The 22,387-nt window shown below is 68.0% G+C and carries 22 protein-coding genes and 1 tRNA gene; 11 read left to right on the forward strand and 12 right to left on the reverse strand.

Going from position 1 to position 22,387, the window contains the following annotated elements:
• Positions 1–47: 47 nt before the first annotated feature.
• Genes AB7E03_RS14805 through AB7E03_RS14815 form a run of 3 tightly spaced genes read right to left on the reverse strand, consistent with a single transcriptional unit; the run spans position 48 to position 3,306 of the window.
• Positions 48–1,397 (reverse strand): ABC transporter substrate-binding protein, encoded by a 1,350-nt coding sequence (locus AB7E03_RS14805; protein WP_489942105.1) that lies wholly within the window; start codon positions 1,395–1,397, stop codon positions 48–50.
• 38 nt (positions 1,398–1,435) lie between these two features.
• Positions 1,436–2,383, reverse strand: a complete 948-nt coding sequence (locus AB7E03_RS14810; protein WP_489942106.1) for a carbohydrate ABC transporter permease — start codon at positions 2,381–2,383, stop codon at positions 1,436–1,438.
• On the reverse strand, positions 2,383–3,306 hold the full coding sequence (locus AB7E03_RS14815; protein WP_489942107.1) for a carbohydrate ABC transporter permease: 924 nt from the start codon (positions 3,304–3,306) through the stop codon (positions 2,383–2,385). The genes AB7E03_RS14810 and AB7E03_RS14815 overlap by 1 nt, the downstream gene beginning before the upstream one ends.
• Positions 3,307–3,422: 116 nt before the next feature.
• On the opposite strand from AB7E03_RS14815, the gene AB7E03_RS14820 reads away from it, so the two are divergent.
• Positions 3,423–4,496, forward strand: a complete 1,074-nt coding sequence (locus AB7E03_RS14820) for a LacI family DNA-binding transcriptional regulator (RefSeq protein ID WP_489942108.1) — start codon at positions 3,423–3,425, stop codon at positions 4,494–4,496.
• A gap of 67 nt (positions 4,497–4,563) precedes the next feature.
• Here the strand turns inward: AB7E03_RS14820 and AB7E03_RS14825 are convergent.
• The 3 genes from AB7E03_RS14825 to AB7E03_RS14835 form a co-directional block, all read right to left on the reverse strand.
• Positions 4,564–4,636: transfer RNA gene (locus AB7E03_RS14825), tRNA-Arg, on the reverse strand.
• Between the two features lie 28 nt (positions 4,637–4,664).
• On the reverse strand, positions 4,665–5,060 hold the full coding sequence (locus AB7E03_RS14830; protein ID WP_489942109.1) for an MmcQ/YjbR family DNA-binding protein: 396 nt from the start codon (positions 5,058–5,060) through the stop codon (positions 4,665–4,667).
• A 6-nt stretch (positions 5,061–5,066) separates the two neighbouring features.
• Positions 5,067–5,846, reverse strand: a complete 780-nt coding sequence (locus AB7E03_RS14835) for a dienelactone hydrolase family protein (protein ID WP_489942110.1) — start codon at positions 5,844–5,846, stop codon at positions 5,067–5,069.
• A 171-nt stretch (positions 5,847–6,017) separates the two neighbouring features.
• Here AB7E03_RS14835 and AB7E03_RS14840 point away from each other — a divergent pair, with 171 nt between their 5' ends.
• On the forward strand, positions 6,018–6,311 hold the full coding sequence (locus tag AB7E03_RS14840) for a GNAT family N-acetyltransferase (RefSeq protein WP_489942111.1): 294 nt from the start codon (positions 6,018–6,020) through the stop codon (positions 6,309–6,311).
• Positions 6,312–6,318: 7 nt separating this feature from the next.
• Positions 6,319–7,317 carry a quinone oxidoreductase family protein gene (locus tag AB7E03_RS14845; RefSeq protein WP_489942112.1) on the forward strand — a complete coding sequence of 333 codons (999 nt, stop codon included), beginning with the start codon at positions 6,319–6,321 and terminating at the stop codon, positions 7,315–7,317.
• Between the two features lie 9 nt (positions 7,318–7,326).
• Here the strand turns inward: AB7E03_RS14845 and AB7E03_RS14850 are convergent, their stop codons facing one another.
• Both AB7E03_RS14850 and AB7E03_RS14855 read right to left on the reverse strand, forming a co-directional pair.
• Positions 7,327–7,692: a hypothetical protein gene (locus AB7E03_RS14850; RefSeq protein WP_489942113.1), complete on the reverse strand. Its 366-nt coding sequence runs from the start codon at positions 7,690–7,692 to the stop codon at positions 7,327–7,329.
• 80 nt (positions 7,693–7,772) lie between these two features.
• A complete protein-coding gene (locus AB7E03_RS14855) occupies positions 7,773–7,997 on the reverse strand; it encodes a hypothetical protein (protein ID WP_489942114.1) in 225 nt (74 codons plus the stop codon).
• Between the two features lie 178 nt (positions 7,998–8,175).
• Here AB7E03_RS14855 and AB7E03_RS14860 point away from each other — a divergent pair, with 178 nt between their 5' ends.
• Positions 8,176–9,186 carry an SDR family NAD(P)-dependent oxidoreductase gene (locus AB7E03_RS14860; protein ID WP_489942115.1) on the forward strand — a complete coding sequence of 337 codons (1,011 nt, stop codon included), beginning with the start codon at positions 8,176–8,178 and terminating at the stop codon, positions 9,184–9,186.
• A gap of 28 nt (positions 9,187–9,214) precedes the next feature.
• Here AB7E03_RS14860 and AB7E03_RS14865 read toward each other — a convergent pair whose 3' ends face one another.
• A complete protein-coding gene (locus AB7E03_RS14865) occupies positions 9,215–10,189 on the reverse strand; it encodes an SDR family NAD(P)-dependent oxidoreductase (RefSeq protein WP_489942116.1) in 975 nt (324 codons plus the stop codon).
• A 158-nt stretch (positions 10,190–10,347) separates the two neighbouring features.
• Between AB7E03_RS14865 and AB7E03_RS14870 the strand changes: the two genes are divergently transcribed.
• The 3 genes from AB7E03_RS14870 (at position 10,348) to AB7E03_RS14880 (ending at position 14,096) form a co-directional block, all read left to right on the forward strand.
• Positions 10,348–10,863, forward strand: a complete 516-nt coding sequence (locus AB7E03_RS14870; RefSeq protein WP_489942117.1) for a DUF2231 domain-containing protein — start codon at positions 10,348–10,350, stop codon at positions 10,861–10,863.
• A 23-nt stretch (positions 10,864–10,886) separates the two neighbouring features.
• Positions 10,887–12,515, forward strand: a complete 1,629-nt coding sequence (locus tag AB7E03_RS14875) for a RecQ family ATP-dependent DNA helicase (protein ID WP_489942118.1) — start codon at positions 10,887–10,889, stop codon at positions 12,513–12,515.
• Positions 12,516–12,821: 306 nt separating this feature from the next.
• A complete protein-coding gene (locus AB7E03_RS14880; RefSeq protein ID WP_489942119.1) occupies positions 12,822–14,096 on the forward strand; it encodes an MFS transporter in 1,275 nt (424 codons plus the stop codon).
• Here the strand turns inward: AB7E03_RS14880 and AB7E03_RS14885 are convergent.
• Positions 14,093–14,872: an MBL fold metallo-hydrolase gene (locus tag AB7E03_RS14885; protein ID WP_489942120.1), complete on the reverse strand. Its 780-nt coding sequence runs from the start codon at positions 14,870–14,872 to the stop codon at positions 14,093–14,095. The genes AB7E03_RS14880 and AB7E03_RS14885 overlap by 4 nt on opposite strands.
• A 303-nt stretch (positions 14,873–15,175) precedes the next feature.
• On the opposite strand from AB7E03_RS14885, the gene AB7E03_RS14890 reads away from it, so the two are divergent.
• The 4 genes from AB7E03_RS14890 (at position 15,176) to AB7E03_RS14905 (ending at position 20,625) form a co-directional block, all read left to right on the forward strand.
• Positions 15,176–15,733 carry a dihydrofolate reductase family protein gene (locus AB7E03_RS14890; RefSeq protein ID WP_489942121.1) on the forward strand — a complete coding sequence of 186 codons (558 nt, stop codon included), beginning with the start codon at positions 15,176–15,178 and terminating at the stop codon, positions 15,731–15,733.
• Between the two features lie 119 nt (positions 15,734–15,852).
• Positions 15,853–17,586, forward strand: a complete 1,734-nt coding sequence (locus AB7E03_RS14895) for an ABC transporter ATP-binding protein (protein WP_489942122.1) — start codon at positions 15,853–15,855, stop codon at positions 17,584–17,586.
• Between the two features lies 1 nt (position 17,587).
• A complete protein-coding gene (locus AB7E03_RS14900) occupies positions 17,588–19,681 on the forward strand; it encodes an ABC transporter ATP-binding protein (protein ID WP_489942123.1) in 2,094 nt (697 codons plus the stop codon).
• 239 nt (positions 19,682–19,920) lie between these two features.
• A complete protein-coding gene (locus AB7E03_RS14905; RefSeq protein ID WP_489942923.1) occupies positions 19,921–20,625 on the forward strand; it encodes a DUF4190 domain-containing protein in 705 nt (234 codons plus the stop codon).
• A 15-nt stretch (positions 20,626–20,640) separates the two neighbouring features.
• Here the strand turns inward: AB7E03_RS14905 and AB7E03_RS14910 are convergent, their stop codons facing one another.
• Both AB7E03_RS14910 and AB7E03_RS14915 read right to left on the reverse strand, forming a co-directional pair.
• Positions 20,641–21,207, reverse strand: coding sequence for a hypothetical protein (locus AB7E03_RS14910; RefSeq protein WP_489942124.1), 567 nt, complete (start codon positions 21,205–21,207; stop codon positions 20,641–20,643).
• Positions 21,208–21,220: 13 nt separating this feature from the next.
• Positions 21,221–22,369: a zinc-dependent alcohol dehydrogenase gene (locus tag AB7E03_RS14915; RefSeq protein WP_489942125.1), complete on the reverse strand. Its 1,149-nt coding sequence runs from the start codon at positions 22,367–22,369 to the stop codon at positions 21,221–21,223.
• Positions 22,370–22,387: the final 18 nt, after the last annotated feature.

Below are 22,387 nucleotides of genomic sequence, written 5' to 3' on the forward strand. Positions count from 1 at the left end.
AGGGACAGCGTGGCCGGCCGCGTGATACGCGGCCGGCCACGGCCGTGCTACTTGCCGGTGACGGTGAAGCCCTGCTGGTTGCCGTAGTCGACCAGCGCCTTCTGCCAGGCCTGCAGGCCCGGGTTCAGGCTGGTGTTCGAGGTGTACGACTGCCCGACGGTGTCGCCGTAGATGCTGTTCGCGTAGACCTGGAACGGCAGGTACTGCCACCCGGTGGAGACGTTCTTGGCACCATCCACCAGCACCTCGTTGATCTTCTGGCCGCCGAAGTAGTCGGGGGCCGTTGCAAGGAAGTCGGACGAGTTCAGGTCCTTCGTGGTCGACGGGAAGCCGCCGGACTGCAGGAAGACCTTGATGCTGTCCTCGTCGTTGTTCAGCCACTTCAGGAAGCCGGCCGCGAGCGCCTGGTTCTTGCTCTGCTTGAGCACGACCTGACCGCCTCCGCCGTTCTCGGCGTTGGTCGGGGTGCCGTCGTACGTCGGGATGGGCGCCACGCGCCACTGTCCGGCGCCGTCCTTCACCGACGACTCCAGCACGCCCGGCATCCACGCGCCGGTCACCAGGGTCGCGATGGAGCCGTTGCCCAGCGCCTTGAACCAGTCATCGCTCCAGCCGGGGACGGTGGAGAGCAGCTTGCCTTCGACCAGCTTGTCCCAGGTGGCGGTCCACTTCTTGGTGCCCTCGTCCTGGAGGTTGATGGTCGCCTTGGTGCCGTCGACCGAGAACGGCCGGCCGCCGGCCTGCCAGATCATCGAGGTGGTGAAGCCGGAGTCGCCCGAGTCGCTGGTGATGTAGGCGTTCGGGTCGGCGGCGTGCAGCTTCTGCGCGGCCGCGACGTACTCGTCCCACGTCTTCGGGACGGCGATGCCGTACTTGTCGAAGAGCGTCTTGTTGTAGAACATCGCCATGGGGCCGGAGTCCTGCGGGAGGCCGACGAGCTTGCCGCCGACGTTCACCGAACCCCAGGGGCCGGGCGTGTAGTCGCCCTTCAGCTTGTCGAAGCCGTACTGCGTCAGGTCGACGAGCGAGTCGGAGAGCGCGAACTGCGGGATGGCGTAGTACTCGACCTGGGCAACATCCGGTGCGCCGGATCCGGCTTTGATCGCGTTTTGCAGCTTGGTGTACTCGGTGGTGTTGGTGCCGGCGTTGACCAGCTTCACCTTCACCTTCGGGTACTGCTTCTCGAACGCGGCGACCTGCGCCTCCGCCGACGGCGTCCACGACCAGTAGGTGATCGTCCCGCCCTGCTTGAGGGCTGCGTCGATGTCGCTGGCGCTTCCGCCGCCCGACGAGGTGCCGCCGCCGGAGCAGGCGGCGAGCGTGGCTGCGGCGACGACGCCGACCACCGCGGCCGTGACGATCCGGCCGATCCGCCGGGACACGAGTGTGCTCTTCATGAGCTTCCTTTCACTTCTTTGTGGAGTGCGATTGCGGGTTACTGCTTGACGCTTCCGGCGGCCAGGCCCGACTGCCAGTAGCGCTGGAGCACCAGGAACGCGGCCACGATCGGGACGATCGTGACGAGCGATCCGGTGATCACGAGGTTGAAGATCGGCTGGGCGCCGACCCCTGTCGCCTGCGCGCTCCACTGGCTCAGTCCGACCGTGAGGGGGTACCAGGTCGGATCGCTGAGCATGATGAGCGGCAGGAAGTAGTTGTTCCAGGTGGCGACGATCGCGAACAGGGCGACCGTCACGATCCCGGGTGCGAGGAGTCGCAGCGAGATCGTGAAGAACGTGCGGAACTCGCCGGCCCCATCCATCCGCGCCGCCTCCAGCAGCTCGGTCGGGACGGCTTCGGTCGTGTAGGTCCAGATCAGGTACAGGCCGAACGGGCTGATCAGCGACGGCAGGATGATCGCCCACGGCGTGTTCGTGAGCCCTGCCTGGCTGAACATCAGGAACGTCGGCACCGCCAGCGCCGTCCCCGGGACGGCGATCGCACCGAGCACGACCGCGAACACGGCCCGCTTGCCCGGGAAGTTGTACTTAGCGAGTCCGTAGCCCGCCACGGTCGCGAGCAGTGTCGCCCCGCCCGCACCGACCACGACGTAGAGGAGGGTGTTGCCCAGCCACTGCACGAAGATGCCGCCGCGGTAGGTGAACAGGTCCGCGATGTTCTGGAAGAGGTTGAAGTCCTTGCCGAACCAGAGCCCGAAGGACGAGTAGAGGTCCGGCTGGCTCTTCGTCGCGTTCACCAGGAGCCAGATCAGGGGGACGAACGAGTAGATGACGAACAGCACCATCACGGCCGTCAGGACGGGCGACTTGCGCACCCGACGGTCGGAGGAGGCTCCCGCGCGGAGGCGCGCGGCGGCCCTCGAAGGCGGTTTGCGGGTCGACTTGCGGGTCGCTGTGCTTCTGGTGTCGGTGACCGCGGCCATCAGCGGACCTCCTTCCTGGTGCCCCGCAGTTGCACCACGTAGGCGATGACCGCAGTGAGGACGCCCATCACGATCGCGACGGTCGCGGCGTAGTTGAACTGCTGGCCCGCGAACGACAGGTTGTAGGCGTACATGTTCGGGGTGAAGTAGCTGCTGATGGCATTCGGCGCCAGCTGCTTGAGCAGGTTCGGCTCGTTGAAGAGCTGGAAGCTGCCAATGATCGAGAAGATCGTGGCGATCACCAGCGCGCCGCGGATGGCGGGGAGCTTGATGCTGAACACCGTCCGGAACGCGCCGGCCCCGTCGATCTCGGCGGCCTCGTAGAGCTCGCCGGGGATGACGCGCAGCGCCGCGTAGAAGATGAGCATGTTGTAGCCCATGAACTCCCAGGTGACGATGTTGCCGATGGAGGCGAGCACCCATTGGCCGCTGAGCGGCGCGAGCCCCGTTCCGAGGAGCTGGTTGAGGCTCGCGGTGAGGCCGAACTGATCGCCGTAGATGAATCCCCAGATCAGGGCGGCGACGACTCCTGGCACGGCGTAGGGGAGGAAGAGCGCGATCCGGAAGAACCCAGTGCCGTGGAGGCGAGCGCTGTCGAGGGCGAGGGCGGCGGTCAGCGACAGGGCCAGCATGACGGGCACCTGGACGACCAGGAAGAGGGAGACGCGCCCGAGGGATGCCCAGAACTTGTCGTCCTGGAGCACGGCCACATAGTTACCGAGGCCGACGAAGGCGTTGCCTCCGATCAGCTGCTGACGGAACAGGCTGAGGTAGATGGCGTAGACCACTGGTGCGATGATCATCGCCGCGAAGACGACCATGAAGGGTGCCACGAAGGCCCAGCCGCGCCAGTCGCGGCGGGTGCGACGGGTGCCGCGTGCTGCGGCGGACGTGGTCGCCTGCGTAAGAGACGTCGTTGTCATGTCTTCCTCGTGTTGGAGATCGAGCGTCGATGTTTACGTCAACATCGTGTCGGCTACTCTAACATGTTGACGTCAACATGGCGCAAGGCCGTGTTCCCCCGGAGAATGTGAAGACCATGACCGAGTCGCTCGCCGATACGCCGCCCGCTCGATCGGCGACGCGCAAGCGTGGCCCGTCGCTGGGCGACGTGGCGCTCCACGCCGGCGTCTCCACGCAGACCGTGTCCCGCGTCGCGAACGGGCTCACCAATGTGGAGGAGTCCACCAAGCAGCGGGTCCTTGCATCGATGCAGGCGCTCGGCTACCGGCCCAACCGCGCGGCCCGTGCGCTCCGCTCCGGGCAGTTCCGCAACATCGGCGTCGTCATGTTCACCCTCTCCTCGTACGGCAACATGCGCACGCTGGATGCCATCGCCGTCTCCGCCGCGACGGCCGGCTACTCGATCACGGTCGTCCCGGTCGAACGCCCGACCCAGCAGGATGTGAGCGTCGCGCTCGGCCGCCTGCTGGAACAGGCGGTCGACGGGATCATCGTCGTCATCGAGGCCCACATCGTCGACCGTGCCGACGTCGAGCTCCCCTCGGGGCTGTCGGTCGTCGTCGTCGACTCGACGGAGCGCTCCGACTACCCGCAGGTCGACACCGACCAGGCGGAAGGAGCGCGCCAGGCGACGCAGCACCTCCTCGAACTCGGCCACCGCACCGTGTGGCACATCTCGGGTCCGGAGGACTCGTACTCCGCCGCGCGCCGCGAGGCGTCCTGGCGGCGCACGCTCGAGGAGGCCGGAGCGTCTGTGCCCGAGGTCTTCCCCGGCGACTGGTCCACGGCCGCCGGATACCGGCACGGCCAGGAGATAGCCTCACGGCCCGAGATCACGGCGGTCTTCGCGGGCAACGACCAGATGGCGCTCGGCGTGCTCCGCGCGCTGCACGAGGCGGGCCGCCGCGTGCCGGAGGACGTCAGCGTGGTCGGGTTCGACGACATGGCCGAGTCCGACTCCTTCTGGCCGCCGCTGACGACCATCCACCAGCAGTTCGAGGCGATCGGCCGCCGCGCCCTGGAGCTCCTGATCGCCGAGATCGAGGGCCGCCCGGAACCCGTCCGCTCCTCGGTGATGGACACCCGCCTGGTGGTCCGGGCGAGCACGGCGCCGCCGCCGACCGCCGCGGACGGCCCGCGCTCGGAGTGAAGAGCCGAAACGAAAAGCCCCGCTCGGCGTCACGCCGGGCGGGGCTTTCCTACTGTCTCAACCAGTGTGCGCCACGAGGGATTCGAACCCCCAACCTTCTGATCCGTAGTCAGATGCTCTATCCGTTGAGCTAGTGGCGCATGATCCGCACGCGGACCGGATACGAGCTTACATGACCGCATCCAGGACCGCCAATTGGCGGCGGAGCGCGACCTGGCGGTACGAAGTCTCGATCAGTTCGGCCGTTTCCGTCCAGTCAGGGACCGTCCGGTCGAGGTCGATCGCCAGCCATCCGCTCGGTCCCCAATACTTCGGGACGAAGACGCGGGCGTCCTCTCGCCACGCCGGTGCCTCGGCCGGATCGGGCTTGAAGACGAGCGTGTCCGGGCGGTCCATCGAGGCCCCGAGCACGGCGAACGCGCGTCCCTTCTCGCCCGCCTTCCACGACGGACGGCCGTGGTTGAGCGTCTCGACGGCCTCGGGAAGCGCCAGGCAGAGGGAGCGCACCCGGGCGACGAGCGTGTCGCCCTCCTCGAACAGCAGTGGATGCTCCATCGTCCTCATCCCTCCTCAGCGGAACATCTCATCCAGGAAGCAGACCAGCGCACGCCAGCTCCGCGCATCCGCCACGGGCCGGTAGCGGTCGGTGCCGGGAATCGTGAACGCATGGGGTGCGCCGGCATACGTCGTGACCTGCCAGTCCACGTGGGGCGCGCCGCGCAATTCCTGCTCGAACGCGACCACCGCCTCGTCTGGCACGACCGGGTCGTCGCCGCCGGTCTGGATCAGCAGCGATGCCGCGATCTGCGACGCGTCCGACGGGTCGTGCGCGATCAAGCCGCCGTGGAAGGACGCGACCGCGCGCGCCGGCGCACCCGTGCGGGCGAACTCGAGGGCGGCGGTCCCGCCGAAGCAGTAGCCGATCACGGCGAGGCGTGCCGGGTCGACGGCGGGATGCTGCTGCAGCCAGCTGAACCCCGCCGCGACCCGGGCGCGCAGCAGGCCGAGGTCGCGGTAGTACTTCCCCGCCTCCGCGGGCGCCGCGTCACCGGTCGGCCGAATGCCGGCGCCGTAGAGATCCGCGGCGAAGGCGACGTAGCCCCTCCGTGCCAGCATCTGCGCCCGCATCCGGACGTTGTCGCCGACGCCGCCCCAGTCGTGCAGCACCAGCACGCCCGGCCGGCGCTCGTCCGCCTGCACGTCGCGCGCGAGGTATCCCTCCATCGGCAGGCCTTCGTGCTCGTATGAGATCACCTCGCCCTCGATGACCGAGTGCTCACCGATCGGCACCTGCTCGAGCAGGGCCTGAAAGGCGGGGGCGAGTGCGGGCGACGGGGTGTCGAACGTCACGGTGGGTGCTCCAGGGTCGTCACGTCGCACGGTCGGCGGGTGCCGCCGGCGGCCGGGTCTGCTGTGACGTGGTCGCGGAATGCGCGCGGGAGCCCTCGGGTGCGGGTCGGGATCCCACGTCTTCACCCTACCGCGGGTTACGCGCGGGGACGACGGACGTACCATGGGCGCATGGCCACCGAGTTCAGCGATCAGAAGGATGCCAGCCGTTACACGATGCACATCGACGGCGAGCTCGTCGGCGTGCTCGACTACCGCATCCTGGGCGACTCCATCTCGCTGACCAGGGCCTTCACCGTGCCTCAGCATCGCGGCAAGGGGTACGCCGCGCAGCTGGTCGAGTACGCCGTCGACGACATCGAGAAGAACGGCGCGCGGCACATCGTGCCGATGTGCTGGTACGTCGGCGACTGGTTCGAGGCCCACCCCGAGCGTGCCGCGCTGCTGCAGCGCCGCGCCGGCTGAGCGGCCGATGGGTCGGCTGGGGGACGTCCCTTCGCGCCTCGTCGCCCGGGTCTCCCGGTTCGGGGACCCGACGGCGATGGTGCTCGCGCGCGAAGCGGTGAGACAGCCGCGCGGGAACGAGGTGCTCGTGCGGGTGACCCATGCGTCGCTGGGCGCGACGGACGTTCTCGCACGTGCGGGCGGCTACGTGTTCCAGCCGCTGCCCGGCTTCGTCACGGGTTACGACTTCGTCGGCGAGCTGATGACCGAGTCGGCGGTCTCGGTCGCGCTCGGCTTGCGTGCGGGTGCCCTTGTCGCCGGGGCGCTGCCACGGATGGGCTCCCACACCACCGTCCTGACCGTCGCGCCAACGCTGCTCGTCGGCGTCCCCGACGGGATGGATCCGGCACACGCGGCCGTCCTTCCACTCGACGGCGTGACCGCCGCGTATGCGCTGGAACTCGCCGGTGCGGCCCCGCGCATCCTTGTGCAGGGGGCGGCAGGAGCGGTCGGGATGCTCGCCGTGCAACTCGCTCAGCGCTCGGGCCGGACCGTCGTCGGCACGGCCTCCGCGCGGAGCCGCGACAGAGTGGCGGAGCTCGGCATCCCCGTCGTCGACTACTCGGCGCGGGACTGGCCGCAGCAGGTTCGCGCGGCAGCTGGGGGACCGATGGATGCGGCGATCGACCACACGGGGTCGCAGCGCGTGCACGAGGCGCTGGCCCCCGACGGAGTCGTGGTGCGCACTGCGTTCCCCGGGCGGCACGGGCACGAGCAGGTCGACGCACTGGCGGGCGCCGCTCGGACGGCCCGCAGCCGGTCCGAGCGCGTGTGCAGCACACCGTTCCTCATCGCCACGCGCCGCAACGACTACCGCCGGGCGCTCGCCTCCTTGCTTGCCGACGCGGCGTCGGGCGCACTCCGTACGGCCCAGCCGGATGTCATCCCGCTCGCCGACGTGTGGGATGCGCACCGGGCTGCCGAAGCGTCCCCGCCGGGGCGGAAGGTCGTCCTCGCCCTCCGCTGAGACGACCCGTCAGAACGCGAACATCTGGCCGAGCACGAGCACGGCGATGATGAACAGCACGACGATGCCGCCGATGGTGACGACGGCGCGCGACGAGAGCTTGGCGATGCCGAAGCCGACCAGGAACGGGAGCGCCAGGCAGCCGAGCGCCAGCACCCACCAGAACGCCGCGTAGCCGCCGGCGGAGGCGGACTCGAGGCGGCCGCCGAAGAGCTTCTGCGTCGTCGGGTGCGTGGCGAACGCGATGCACGCCGACAGCGGGTAGGCGATGAGCACGGCGGTGATGAGACCCGCGAAGGCGCCCCACAGTCCCCTGCTCCCGCCGACGTGCAGCGTCTCTTCTTGGTGCGGGGCCTGACGGCTCTTGGTGCTCATGCGGCACAGCATAGCCAGCGCGGTGCTTCGCGGGGAATGCAGCGGCGAAACGTCAGACAGCCGGCGCGGCGGGGCGAAACTCAGAAGTCGTCGACCGAGCCGATCACGACCGGCACGCACTCCGAGAACCGGTAGCGGATGATCTCCGGCCAGAGGGTCGAATCGCACAGGTCGAAGACGTCCATGACGGCCGCCCCGCCGATGTTGGAGGGGAGGCGCAGCTCGAACGGCGGCTCGCTGGTCCGCTCGAACTCGATCTCGAACGCGTCGTCGTCGCGTTCCAGCACAGCGAGCACCGTATCCATCGCGGCCCCCTTTCCTGCGGCATCGTGTACCGACCACGGTTACGCCCGAATGGCACGGTGACAACCCCTTGCGGTGCTTGCGCACACTCGGGCATTCGACAGGCGGCTTTAAGGCACTAAGTGCCATAATCGGCAGGACGACTCCACAGGACGACTCCACACAGAGAGAAGGACGACGATGACCGATCCGAAGCCGCTGACCGCACACAGCACCATCGGCGAATGGCTGGAGCACCCGAAGGGCGCACCTCTGATCCAAGGGCTGCTCGCCCAGTCCGGCGTCGGGGAGGAGATGCTGGCGCCGGTGCGCGGGCTCCCACTGCAGCAGCTGGTGGCGCTCAGTCAGGGCCAGATGCCCCAGTCCGTCGTCGACGGCCTCGTGCTCCAGGTCAACGACGGCGTGATGCCGGAGGACGTGGAGACGGGATGGGTCGAGAAGGTCACGCCCGGCCGGTTCGACGGCCGCACGGTGATCGTCACCGGTGCCGCCTCAGGCATCGGGCGCGCCACCGCATCCCGGATCGCGCGCGAAGGCGGCCGCGTCGTCGCCGTGGACATCTCGGCCGATCGCCTGGCCGAGCTCGCCGCATCCCTCCCCGACGGCTCCGTCACCACCGTGGTGGGCGACATCACCAAGCAGGACGATATCGACAGCATCGTCGCGGCCGCTGGCGACCGCATCGACGCCCTCGCCAACATCGCCGGGGTGAACGACGACTTCTCGCCGGCGCACGAGACCTCCGACGCGGTCTGGGACCGCACCATCGGGATCAACCTGACCGGCGGGTTCAAGCTCACCCGCGCCGTGCTGCCTGCGATGCTCCAGGCCGGGACCGGATCCATCGTGAATGTGGCGTCGGAGGCAGGCCTCCGCGGCAACGCCTCGGGCACCGCCTACACGGTCTCCAAGCACGGTGTGGTCGGCCTGACCCGGAGCACGGCCTTCATGTACGGGCCGCAGGGCATCCGCGTCAACGCCGTGGCACCGGGTGGCGTGGCCACCGGCATCCCCATGCCCGCTCACCCGTCGGAGTCCGGAACAGCGCGGCTCACCCCGTTCCAGCAGCAGATCCCGACGATCGCGACGGCGGAGCAGCTGGCCGCATCCATCACGTTCCTGTTGAGCGACGACGGCGTCAACATCAATGGCGCCGTGCTGCCGAGCGACGGTGGATGGTCGGTTCAGTAAACCTGTAGGACGGGAGCGAGCAGTCGGGTCAATCGCGTTTCGCTCGCACGGCGCGGACGGCGTAGGCCGCCGCGCCGGCGAGTGCTGCGACGGTAAGCAGCCGACCCGTCTGCTTGCTTCGCCCGCCCCAGCCGCCGGTCACGCCGAGCGGTGGGGTGGAGGGCTCGTAAAGGTTGCCGGTCGTCACCGCAGCCGACCCTTTGGTGAACTGCCCCCGTTCGGTCTGCGCGGCGATCGCCGCCTCCACGACCGTCGGCCGCCGCCGGTGCTGCCGCACCAGCGTCCTTCCCGACGCGGTGACCGTGCGCTCCGGCTTCCGCGGGTTCTTCCAGGCGGCGAGGATCTCGTCCACCGCCTCCGCCGGCGGGTAGACGGGGGGCAGCGCCTGGAGTGCGCGTCCGGTCCGGTTGCCGGCGTGGTGGAAGAAGGGCGTATCGAGCGTCGGCGGCAGCACCGTGACGACGTGCACGGGCGACTTCGCCAACGACAGCTCGGAGCGGACGCTGCGACCGAACGCGATGACGGCCGCCTTCGACATCGAGTAGGCGGCCGAGTACGGCTGGGGCACCTCGCCCAAGATGGAGGCGACGTTGACGATCAGCCCCGACCGCTGCGGGATCATCACCCGGAGTGCGCTGCGGCTGCCGTTCGCGTAGCCCGTGATGTTCACGTCGAGGATGCGCCGGAAGTCGTCGGACGACTGCTCCCAGAACGCGCCGTAGCTGCTGACCGCGGCGTCGTTGATCCAGACGTCGAGCCGCCCGTGCCGGGCGATGGCGGTGTCCGCAGCGCGGTCGGCGGTGGATTCGTCGGTCGTGTCGCCGACGACGGTCGCCACATCCCGAGCGCCGTGCGCGGCGCATTCGGCAGCGACCTCCTTCAGGGATGATGCGCCTCGCGCGACCAGGACGAGTCTGGCGTGCCTCTTCGCGAAGGCGAGGGCGGTACCGCGGCCGAGGCCGCTGGAGGCTCCGGTGATGACGACGACAGGGGATGCGCTCATGCGCGGCACGGTAGGCGTGCGTCGGTCCTGAATTCAGGCCTTGACAGTCGTTCGAGGGTACGCGCGGGCCGCGACCATACGCGCCCCCCGCTCGCCGGGGAAGGCCTCCCGTACCACCCGGTATCGTCCGACGATGCTGGGGAGGAAAGGAGCACTCCATGACCACCCCCGACATCGAGCCCGGGTTCCGGCGGGCCAAGCGGCCGCGTTCCGTGATCGCCGGCCCGTACGGCCACCCCTTCCACGCCACCGTCGTCACCATTCCCATCGGCGCATGGACAGCGGCCGTCGTGTTCGACATCGCCGCCCTGCTCGGTGCCGCACCCGACGCGCTGTCGGTCGGCGCCCTCTGGCTGGTCGTCATCGGCGTGATCGGAGGGCTCATCGCCGCCGTGTTCGGCCTGCTCGACTTCTCACAGCTTCCCTCCGGCACGAAGGTGCGCCGCACCGCGGTCTACCATCTCGCCTTCAACTCCACCGCGCTCGTGCTCTTCATCGTCAGCGCGATCGTGCGGGCGGGCGACCCCGACGAACCGAGTGTCGCCGGCTTCGTGCTGGCGCTGATCGGCATCCTCGTCGTCGGCGTCTCCGGCTTCCTCGGCGGCGAGCTCGCCTACCGTCACGGCGTCCGGGTCGCGGACGAGCAGGACCAAGAGCGCGCGTACACCCGGTGAGCGTGAGCGGCTACGGTAGCGCCATGTCGCGCATCCAGGAGGTCGCCCGCACGTCGTTCGGCTGGGACGAGCTGCGCCCGCGTCTGACCGAGGCGATGGAGGTGCTGCTCGCGGGCGGCGACGTCCTCGCCGTCATGCCGACGGGGTACGGCAAGTCGTCGCTGTACCAGGTGACCGGCACGATCCTGGAGGGTGTCACCATCGTGGTCTCGCCCTTGATCTCCCTGCAGGAGGACCAGGTGCGCGCCCTCACCGAGGCGGAGGGCGTCCCTCGGGCGGTGGCCATCAACTCGTCGGCGGGACAGCGCGAGCGGGAACGGGACTGGGAGGCACTCGAGTCCGGCGAGGCCGGTTTCGCCTTTCTCGCTCCGGAGCAGCTGGCGAACCCGGAAGTCCGCGAGCGTCTGCGCGGTATCGACGTCACCCTGTTCGCTGTGGATGAGGCGCACTGCGTCTCCTCCTGGGGCCACGACTTCAGGCCCGACTATCTCCTGCTGGGCGACGTCATCGACGAGCTCGGGCACCCGCCGGTCGTCGCGATGACCGCGACGGGCGCTCCGCCCGTCCGCGCAGAGATCGGCGAACGGCTGGGCTTGCGGAAACCGCGGCTCTTCGCGACCGGGTTCGACCGGCCGAACCTGCGCCTCGAGGTGGTCCGGCACGAAGAGGACGCCGCGAAGCGCAGCGCCGTCGTCGGGCAGGTGCTCGGGATCGACGGCTCTGGCCTGGTGTACGTCGCGACGCGGAAGGACGCCGAGCTGTACGCGGAGGAACTCGAGAAGGCGGGTGTCCCGGCGGCGGCGTACCATGCGGGCCTGCGCCGCGCCGAGCGGGAAGACGTCTACGAGCGGTTCATGGACGGCCGCGCGCGCGTCGTCACGGCGACCAGCGCGTTCGGGATGGGCATCGACAAGCACGACGTGCGCTCGGTCGTCCATGCCTCGGTCACCGACTCCCTCGACAGCTACTACCAGGAGGCGGGACGCGCGGGGCGTGACGGTGCTCCTGCGTTGGTCACGCTCCACTACCGCCCGGAGGACTTCGCCCTCACCAAGTTCTTCTCCGGTGGCGGGCCCGACGCGGAGGAGCTCTCCCGGGTGTTCGCCGCCGTCCGATCCTCCCCGGGCATCACCCGCGCTGAGCTGTCAGAACGCGTCGAGATCAGCGTGCGATCCCTCGGCAGACTTCTCGGGCTGCTGCGGGATGCGGACGTGCTGTCCGGCAGCGACGACGACCTGCGTGCGGCCGACCTCAAGCCTGCCGAAGCCGCATCGCGTGCGGTCGCAGAAGCCGAGGCCCGTCAGCGCATCGAGCACTCCCGTGCCCAGCTCATGCAGGAGTATGCCGAAACGGGAATGTGCCGTCGGCAGTTCCTCCTCGGCTACTTCGGCGAAGAGCTCCCCGATCCGTGCGGCAACTGCGACACCTGCTCCTCCGGCAGCGCGCAGCGGTGGGCTGACGAGCATGACGTCGGCATCGAGGAGGCCTTCCCGCTGTCGGCCCGGGTGAGGCACGAGACGTGGGGTCCGGGGATCGTGATGCACACGGAAGCCGACCGCCTCACGGTGTTCTTCGACGAGGCCGGATACAAGGTGCTGTCGCTCGCCGCCGTCACCGACGGCGGACTGCTCGAGGTACTGAGCCCGTCCTGAATTCGGCCGCAGCCGGAAATAGCTGTTGGACAGGTTCGAGAGCTGAATCCAGGCAGGATGCCGTGCTCCGCTGCCAATAGATACGCGAGCCTCCTGTACGACCGGCCCCACGTCTACGTAGAACGATTGTTCTACGGCGTCACCCTTCGGCTAGCTTCGCAATGCGCAACAGCGCGCACATGTGCTTTGGGGGGAGGTGCAAACCATGGAGACCACTTCATTCGAGATCGAAGAGGCGTCGATCGACATCGACACCGTCGTCGTTCACGGACGCGGCGTCGTTGATGCCCGGGAGCTGGCCAGCGCATGACCAACCGGATTGCTCAGGCTTCGGCGGCCCCGCGGCTATGGAATCGTGGCTTCAGCCGGTTGTGGTGGAGCGAAGCCGTTTCATTCTTCGGCAGCCAGCTGACGTTGTTCGCACTGCCGATCGTTGCGCTTGAGAACCTGCATGCCTCGACTTCTGACGTGGCTTGGATCAACACGGCGGCAGGGGTCGGAACTCTGATCTTTCTCGGACTACTGGGTCCGTGGACCGATCGCGGTCGACGCACCCGATTCATGGCGATCCTCTCCGGAGTTCGTGCCGTGCTCATGACCGCCATCGCGATCTCGTTCCTCGCCGGACAGTCAAGCCTGCCGGGTCTGGTGGTCGCTGCTGCCGTCATCGCGGGAATCACCGGGCTGTATGACAGCGCGTTCGCGGCTCTCATCCCTGGAATCACGCATCGCTCAAAGCTAACCTCGGCGAACTCTTGGATTGCAGGCATCCGCTCCGCAGGAGATATCGGGGCCGGAGCCACGGCCGGCATCCTCCTCCAGCTCTTCAGCCCGTTCGCCCTCTTCATCGCGGACGCAGTAACGTACGTCGTGTCCGCGGTGGCTGTAGCGAGCATCCGCGAGCCCAAACCTGAGCCGCCGACGCCTCTATCGGTACGGGCGTACGTTGCTTCCCTCGGGAGCGGCTTCCGGAGCCTGTATGGAAGCGCGATCATGTGGCCCGTCAACCTGGCGATCGCCCACTTCAATCTCTTCACTGCGACCATTCAAGCCGTCTACATCGCCCACGCGCTCACAACCGAAAGCCTGACCGCCGCGGAGATCGGCATCGCCGGGGCTTTGGGGGGCGTGCTCGGGCTGCTGTCGACTCTCATTGCGCCGCGTGCCTGGAACTGGGCAAAGCCGGCGCTGGTTCTGAGCTTCACATTCGCGCTTCCGTCGATCGCCGCACTGGGCATGCTCCTCCTGAGCCCAGGCAGACCCGTCCTGAACGTCGCACTCCTCGGGTTGTCATTGGGTCTCTGGGCATCAAGCGTGATGGTGAACATCACCGGTACCGAGACCCTCAAGCAGATCTTCATTCCATCGGAGTCCTTGGGTTCGTTCTCGGCGGCAAGCCGCATCATGACCTGGGGGGTGGATCCGATCGGCGCCGCGCTCGCCGGTGCTCTTGCGTACTTCTTGCCCACGGGCGCGGTGCTCGCGATCGCGGCCGTCGGAGTCGCCCTGTCCCCGGTGTGGATCTTAGGCTCCACAGCGGTCCGCGCACTTCCGTTGCTGGCGAAAGCGGGCGGCAACTAGCTCCGCCCGATGGCGCGCGCCGACGCGACAGCCGCTTCTGCACCGTCGCGCCACGGCTCGCCGTGCCCCGGAAGAAGCACCCGTGCGCCGGTCGCCGCGATCACGTTCAGCGACGCCAGGGCCTGATCGGAGTCCGCGGTCGCAGCGCCGGCGATGATCTGAGCCCCCGGGATGCCCTTGTACGGGTCCAGCGTCACGATGGCGTCGCCGCTGAGCAGCGTCTCCCGGTCTCGGAGCAGCAGCCCGCAGTGCCCGAAGGTGTGCCCGGGCGTGAACACGACCTCGGGTCGACCGGGAAGATCCACGGTGCCGGATTCCGGAAGGTCAGACACCTCCTCCACTCCCTTCACGTTGAGGGCGCCCGCCCGCAGCATTCCGGCCACCGGCCCGAGCGAGCGGGGGTAGAGGAAGGGATAGACGAAGGGAGTGTGCTCGCGCTGGTAGCGATACGGATGAGCGGCGAGCCGGCGGTCGCCCGGATGCACGAAGACCGGGACCCCGAGCTCCTCCACGGCGCGCTCGGCGAAGCCCACATGATCGAAGTGCCCGTGCGTGAGCACGATGCCTTGCAGCTCCCGCATCCGAAGGTCCAGTTCGTGGGCTGCCTTGACCAGGGCACCCCAGGTGTTCGGGAACGCGGCATCCACCAGGGTCCACGCGTCCCCGTCGACCAGCAGATAGCAGTTGGTGGATGCGTGCTCCAGCCGGTGGACGCCGGGCACCACCTCCGGGGTCAGCCGGGGCGCGCCCATCCGGCGCTCGCCGCTGAGAGTCATGGACCGGTTCACGAAAGCCCTCCCGTCACTCTGCTCCGTGTCTACGCTGCGGCTTCTGCGACGGTCAGGGGTTGACAGCAGGATGTGGTTGGCCGGAGTCGCGTCACGAATGCCCTCGACGCGCGTCTTCATGGATGAAGGGTTTGGATGAACGGCCGGACTGCTTCAGGCGGTGTGGCGGGTAGTACGGGTAAAGCCCGTCACACCGCCGCCACGCTGCCGAGACGGAATTTCAGGCTGCGCCGCGACCGTTCCGTGAGCGCGCGCCAGCCCCTATGCTGTTGCGGGGGAAAGGGGAATCTCATGGGCGCGATCGCTGTGCACGAGTTCGTGTCGCTGGATGGTGTCTACGAAGATCCGAGCTGGACGGCCGAGTTCGGGTTCGATCCCGAGATGGGTGACGACATCGGGCGCATCACGCGTTCCTCCGATGCGATCCTGCTGGGCCGACGCACTTTCGAGATGTTCGCCCCCGCCTGGTCCCAGCGCACTGCGGAAGACGACCCAGGAGCGCCGTTCTTCAACGACAGTCCCAAGGGCGTCGTCAGCAGTTCGCTCGACGACGCCACGGCGGAGAACATCTGGCACAACTCGCGTGCCCTCGGTGCGTACGACGCGGACCGCATCCGCGAGTTCGCCGACGGGTTCAGCGGCGGTGTGTACGTGAGCGGGTCCGGCTCCCTGGTTCGCTCTCTGCTCGCTGACGGGCTGGTCGGCTCACTGCACCTCTTCGTCTATCCGGTGGTCCGCGGGACGGGGGCGCGACTGTTCCCGGAGGGGAGCGCGCCCGCTAAACTGCGGCTGCGCCACCACGACGCGTACGACAACGGCGTGGTGCACCTTCACTACACGGCCGCCTGACCACCGGCCCCGACGTCCTTCATTGAGGACGTTTCCTGTCCTCATTACTCGATAACGTCGATCGTGCCGCTCGTTGCTCGCGTCGGCATCCACACAACACAGCACACCGGGGAACTCTTGTGACTCTGCTTCGTCTTTCTCTTCGCTTCGTGCGCCCCTACTGGCGTGCGGTCACGGCGGTCGTGATCCTGCAACTGATCGCCACCATGGCCGCTCTCTACCTCCCGACGCTCAACGCCGACATCATCGACAAGGGCGTGGTCAAGGGCGACACCGACTTCATCTGGCGCACGGGCGGCATAATGCTGATCGTCTGCTTCGTCCAGGTGATCGCGGCGGTCGCCGCCACCTATTTCGGTGCGCGGGCCTCCATGACGGCCGGCAGGGACATCCGGCGCTCCTTCTACCGCAAGGTGGATGCGCTGCCCTCGCTCGACCTCGCCCGCTGGGGCACTCCGACCCTGATCACCCGGAACACGAACGACGTGCAGCAGGTGCAGATGCTCCTGCTGATGACGTTCAACTTCATGGTGTCGACGCCGATCATGTGCATCGCGGGAATCATCTTCGCAGTGCGAGTGGATGCCGGACTCTCCTGGCTGATCTGGGTGTCGGTGGCCATCCTCTTCATCGTCGTCGGCATCCTCGTGGCGGTGCTGCTCCCGATGTTCCGCATCATGCAGGAGCGCATCGACGGGGTGAACGGCGTCATCCGCGAGCAGATCGTGGGTATCCGCGTGATCCGCGCCTTCGTCCGCGAGCGCTTCGAGACCAAGCGATACGACGACGCCAACGCGGCCCTGACCCGCATCTCGGTCAAGGTCGGAAACGTCTTCGTGCTGATGTTCCCGATCATCATGCTGATCCTCAATGTCGCGACCGTGGCCGTGCTGTGGTTCGGCGGTCACCGGGTGGATGCCGGCGACATCCAGATCGGAGCCCTGACGGCGTTCCTGCAGTACCTGCTGCAGATCCTCGTCGCGGTGATGATGGGTGTCTTCATGGCCATGATGATCCCGCGCGCGATGGTCTGTGCCGAGCGCATCCAGGAGGTGCTCGGCGCCGAGCCCAGCACCCAGCAGGCCGATGGCACGCCAATCACGGTGCCCGCTGACGGGCGCGTCGAGGTTCAGAATGTGACCTTCGGCTACCCCGGCGCCGAGAAGCCGGTGCTGAGCGATGTGTCCTTCACGGCGGAACCGGGTCGAGTGACCGCGATCGTCGGATCCACCGGGTCCGGGAAGACCACCCTGGTGTCGGTGATCGCCAACCTGTTCACCCCGCAGAGCGGACACGTCCTCATCGGGGGAGTGGCCGTCGACGCGCTCACCCGGCAGCAGATCGCCGGAGTGCTCGGCCTCGTGCCGCAGCGGCCGTACCTCTTCTCCGGCACCATCGCATCGAACCTGCGGTTCGGGCGGCCGGACGCCACGGACGAAGAGCTGTGGCAGGCGCTGCGCATCGCCCAGGCGGAAGACTTCGTCCGTGCCAAAGAGCATGGGCTCGACGAGCGGATCGCCCAGGGCGGCACCAACGTGTCCGGTGGGCAGAGGCAACGGCTCTGCATCGCCCGGGCGCTGGTCGCCGACCCGAAGGTGTTCCTGTTCGACGACTCGTTCTCGGCGCTGGACGTAGCAACCGACGCCCGCCTCCGCCGTGCGCTGGCCGACTCCACCGGGGACGCCGCGATGATCGTCGTCGCCCAGCGCGTCTCTACGATCCGCGAGGCCGACACGATCATCGTCATGGACGACGGACGGGTGGTCGGCCGCGGCACGCACGACGAACTGCTGGAGACGAACGAGACGTACCGCGAGATCGTCGAGTCGCAGCTGAGCTTGGAGGTGGCCTGAGATGGCACGCACCACGGACCGCAAGAAGCGCGGCGGACGCCCCGAGGAGGGGCAGAACCCGACCGCGAAGGACATCGTCCTCGACGAACTCGAGGAGGAGTACGACTTCACGCCCGGCGAGGCCGACGGCGACATGTTCGGCGGCGCCCCCGCGAAGAAGGCCAAGAACTTCTGGCCCTCCTTCAAGCGCCTGCTGGGCCTGCTCAAGCCCGAGTGGCTCGGGATGGCCTGGGTGACGCTGCTGACCGTGGTGTCGGTCACGCTCGTCGTGATCGCACCGAAGATCCTGGGTGACGCGACGAACGTGATCTTCCAGGGCGTCATCTCTTCGCAGCTGCCCCCGGGTGTGCCTGTCGACCAGGTCGTCCAGCAGCTCCGCGACAGCGGACAGGGCCAGCTCGCCGACGTCATCGCCGGCTCCGGCGTGACCACCGGGCAGGGTATCGACTTCACCGAGCTCGGCCGGTTGCTCTTGATCGTGCTGACGATGTATCTGGTGGCCTCCCTGCTGCAGTGGTGGCAGGGCTTCCTGCTCAACGCCCTCGTGATGCGGGTCGTCTACGGGCTGCGCAAGGACGTCGAGGACAAGCTCAACCGCCTGCCGCTCAGCTACTTCGACACCCGCCAGCGCGGCGACCTCATGTCGCGGGTGACCAACGACGTCGACAACATCCAGACGGCACTGCAGCAGGCGTTCTCGCAGCTCATCCAGTCCGTCCTGACGGTCATCGGCATCGGGATCATGATGTTCATCGTGTCGTGGCAACTCGCCCTGATCGCGCTGGTCTCGATCCCGCTATCCGGCGTGATCGCCGGCGTCATCGGCTCGCGCTCCCAGAAGCTGTTCACGACTCAGTGGGCCTCCACTGGGTCGCTGAACGGCCACATCGAGGAGTCGTACTCCGGGCTCGACCTGGTCCGGGCCTTCGGCCGCGACGCGGTGATGCTCGACGAGTTCGACGCCCGCAACTCGAAGCTGCACCAGGCGCAGGTCGGCGCGCAGTTCGTGTCCGGCAGCATCATGCCGGCGATGAACTTCGTGTCGTACCTCTCCTATGTGCTCATCGCGGTCGTCGGAGGGCTCAAGGTCGCGGCCGGTCAGCTGACCATCGGCGATGCGACCGCCTTCATCCAGTACTCTCGCGAGTTCTCGCAGCCCATCGGGCAGATCGCCGGTATGGCGAACATGCTGCAGTCGGGTGTCGCCTCCGCCGAGCGGACGTTCGAGTTCCTCGACTCCGAGGAGCAGACGGCCGACACCGCGACCGAGCACCTGCCGGAGCGGGCGGATGGCCGCGTCGAGCTCGACCACGTCGACTTCTCGTACGACCCCGAGGTGGAGCTCATCCGCGACCTGTCGCTCAGCGTCCAGCCGGGCAGCACTGTCGCGATCGTCGGGCCGACGGGCGCGGGCAAGACCACCCTCGTGAACCTGATCATGCGGTTCTACGAACTGACAGGCGGCACGATCCGGCTCGACGGGATCGACACCACGCACCTGTCGCGCGACGAACTGCGCGGCCAGGTCGGGATGGTGCTGCAGGACGCCTGGCTGTTCTCCGGCACCATCCGCGAGAACATCCGCTACGGCCGGCTCGACGCGACCGACGACGAGGTGATCGCCGCAGCGAAGGCGACCATGGTCGACCGTTTCGTGCGCCAGCTGCCTGACGGCTACGACACCGTCATCGACGCCGAAGGCGGCAACGTCTCGGCCGGCGAGCGGCAACTCCTCACGATCGCGCGTGCCTTCATCGCGAACCCGTCGCTGCTCATCCTCGATGAGGCGACGTCGTCCGTCGACACGCGTACCGAACTGCTGGTGCAGCACGCGATGGCGGCCCTGCGCACCGACCGGACGTCGTTCGTGATCGCGCACCGGCTCTCCACCATTCGGGATGCGCACACCATCCTGGTGATGGAGCAGGGGCGGATCGTCGAGCAGGGCGACCACGCCACGCTGCTGGAGCGGCGCGGTGCGTACTACGACCTCTACATGACGCAGTTCCGCGGGGACGACGCCGAGGCGGAGGCCGAGCACGAGGCCGGGCAGCAGCAGAACCCGGGTGTCCCGGAAGAGGTCGCGGCACCGTAAACGCGAAGAGTGGTGCGCGAGCCGCCTAGCGGGGTTGAGACGGCCCGCGCACTGCAAACCATCGAACGACCCCGCCGGCGCCGGCGCCAGTCGATTGACACCGGCGCCGCGGGGTGCGGCTAGAACGATGGGTCCGCGTCGCCGGTCAATCCGGCGTCACGAATGCACGCATCGCTCGTCTTCATATGCAGGGGATCAGGCGAATCGCGCCTGGCGATCTGACCCGCCATGGAGTGCCGATGACCTTCGAAAACGACCCGACGCAGCAGCAGCACACGGGGGCGCCCACAACCTACGCCGACGGTGCGGCAACGCCCGCCCCGCCGGTACCTCCGGTGAACACTACGAGCGTCCTCGCCATCGTCGCCTTCGCCGCCGCCTTCTTCGTGGGTCTCGCCGGCGTGATCTGCGGCATCATCTCATTGACGCAGCTCAAGCGCACCGGGCAGAAGGGCCGCGGGTTCGCGATCGCGGGCATCGTGATAGGCGGTGTTCAGATGGTGACCGCCGTGCTCGTCTCCTTCGTCATGGTTGCGGCAGCCGCTCTCGGTGCCGTGACCTCGGCGGCTGAATCCTCCGGCCGGTTCGGCGACGAACTGAACGAGACTACGTCGTCCCAATGCGCTCAGTTGGGGGACGACTTCGCAGCAGCTGTTGCCGTGATGAAGGACGTCTCTTCCACCTACGCCAGCGACCCCAAGGGAGCCGTCGCGGCCGTCTCTGACGCAGTCGCTCAGTTCGAGGCATCTGCGGCGCAGACGACGGACAGCGCCGTAGCCGTCGCCGCCGACGACGTAGCGGATGAAATGGACGACATGCTGGCATACCTCAAACTCATCGAGGTGACCTCGACCCCCCAGGGTCCGGACGTGGAGTACAGATTCCTTCAGCACTTCACGGACGTCGCCCAAGCCTTCGACGGGCTCCAAAAGGCGTGCGCCTGAGGCGGCCAACACGGGTCAGCGCCTGACCGCCTTCGCCACGACACGGACAGCGACCACGCCGGCGAGCACCCACGGCCCGAGCACGATGATCGGATCGAGCCAGGTGTGCTTGACGTCTGCCCGCTGATTGCCGAACCGGGAAGACAGTGGACGGTGTCCCAGCTCCGACAGCACGCCGGACTCGGTGATCGGGTCGTCGGGTCTGCGGCTGGCGAGCGATTTCACATGGGCGCCGATGGCATCCACTCGGTCACCGACCACCAGCAGCAGCCAGTGGGCGGTCTGACCTTCGCTGTACCGGTCGTAGGCGTACCGGCGGATCGCGCCCGAGACGCCGTGGAGCGGCTGGGCCGTTCCGAACACCGGCGTCAGCATCGTGTGCTCGACCGACTTCTCCCTGCCCTCCCGTGGCTCCTGGAGCACCGGGAGGGTCCAGTGGGCGCCCGTGTCCTCCGGCACGGTCCGCTCCCGCGGATGGGAGGGGCGGTCGGCGGGGTCGCTGTCGACGCCCCAACCGGGGATGCGCTGGCGGAGCGCCTCCCGGTCCAGATTCTTCCTGTGGTCGCTTGCGACGTACGGCATGACGGCGTCCTCTCTACGCTGCGCTCGGCACGACGAGCGGCTTGATGATCCCGTCGAGCTTCGTCGAGAACAGGTGGTAGCCGTCCTGGATGTGCTCCAACGGGATGCGATGGGTGACGATCTCGCTCGGCTTCAGGTACCCGTTCCTGACGTGCTCGAACAGGCGCGGCCACTGCCGCTTCACCGGGCACTGATTGGTGTTGATCCTCAAGCCCTTGTTCATCGCGTCGCCGAACTTCACGGCGCTGAAGAGCGGCCCGTAGGCGCCCATCACCGAGATCGTCCCGCCCTTGCGGACCGAGTCGATCGCCCAGTTGAGCGCGACGGGCGACCCGCCCTGCAGCTTCAGCTTGGAGGCCGTGATGTGCTGAAGCGCCGAGCCATCGGCTTCCGCGCCGACCGCGTCGATCACGACGTCCGCGCCGAGACCGTCGGTGGCGTACTTGAGCGTGCGCACCACGTCGCCCACCTCGATGAAGTTGTAGGTCTCGGCCTGGGCGAACTGCCGCGCCTTCTCCAGCCGGTAGTCGAGGTGGTCGACCACGATGACCCGCCCGGCGCCCATGAGCCACGACGACTTCGCCGCATACAATCCGATCGGGCCGGCGCCGAACACCACGACCGTGTCACCCTCGGCGATCTCGCCGAGCTGGGCGCCGAAATACCCGGTGGGCAAGGCGTCGGTGAGCAGCACCGCATCCTCGTCGGACATCCAGTCGGGGATGATCGTCGGGCCGACGTCCGCCAGAGGCACGCGCACGTACTCCGCCTGTCCGCCGTCGTAGCCGCCGGTGGTGTGCGAGTAGCCGTAGATCCCGCCGACGGCGGTCGCGTTCGGGTTGACGTTGTGGCAGTTCGAGTACAGGCCACGCACGCAGAAATAGCAGCTTCCGCAGAAGATGTTGAACGGCACCATGACCCGGTCGCCGACCTTGAGGTTCTGGACGTCCGGGCCGACCTCGTCCACCACACCGATGAACTCGTGACCGAACGTGTGGCCGATCCGGGTGTCCGGCATCATCCCGTGATACAGGTGCAGGTCCGAGCCGCAGATCGCGGCCAGGGTCACCCGGACGATCGCATCGCCGGGATGCTCGATCGTGGGCCTGTCCTTCTCCTCGACGCGGATCTTGTACGGCCCGCGGTACGTCATCGCCAGCATGTGGATCCTTCCCTTCGC

The sequence above is a fragment of the Leifsonia sp. RCC_180 genome (assembly GCF_058138205.1).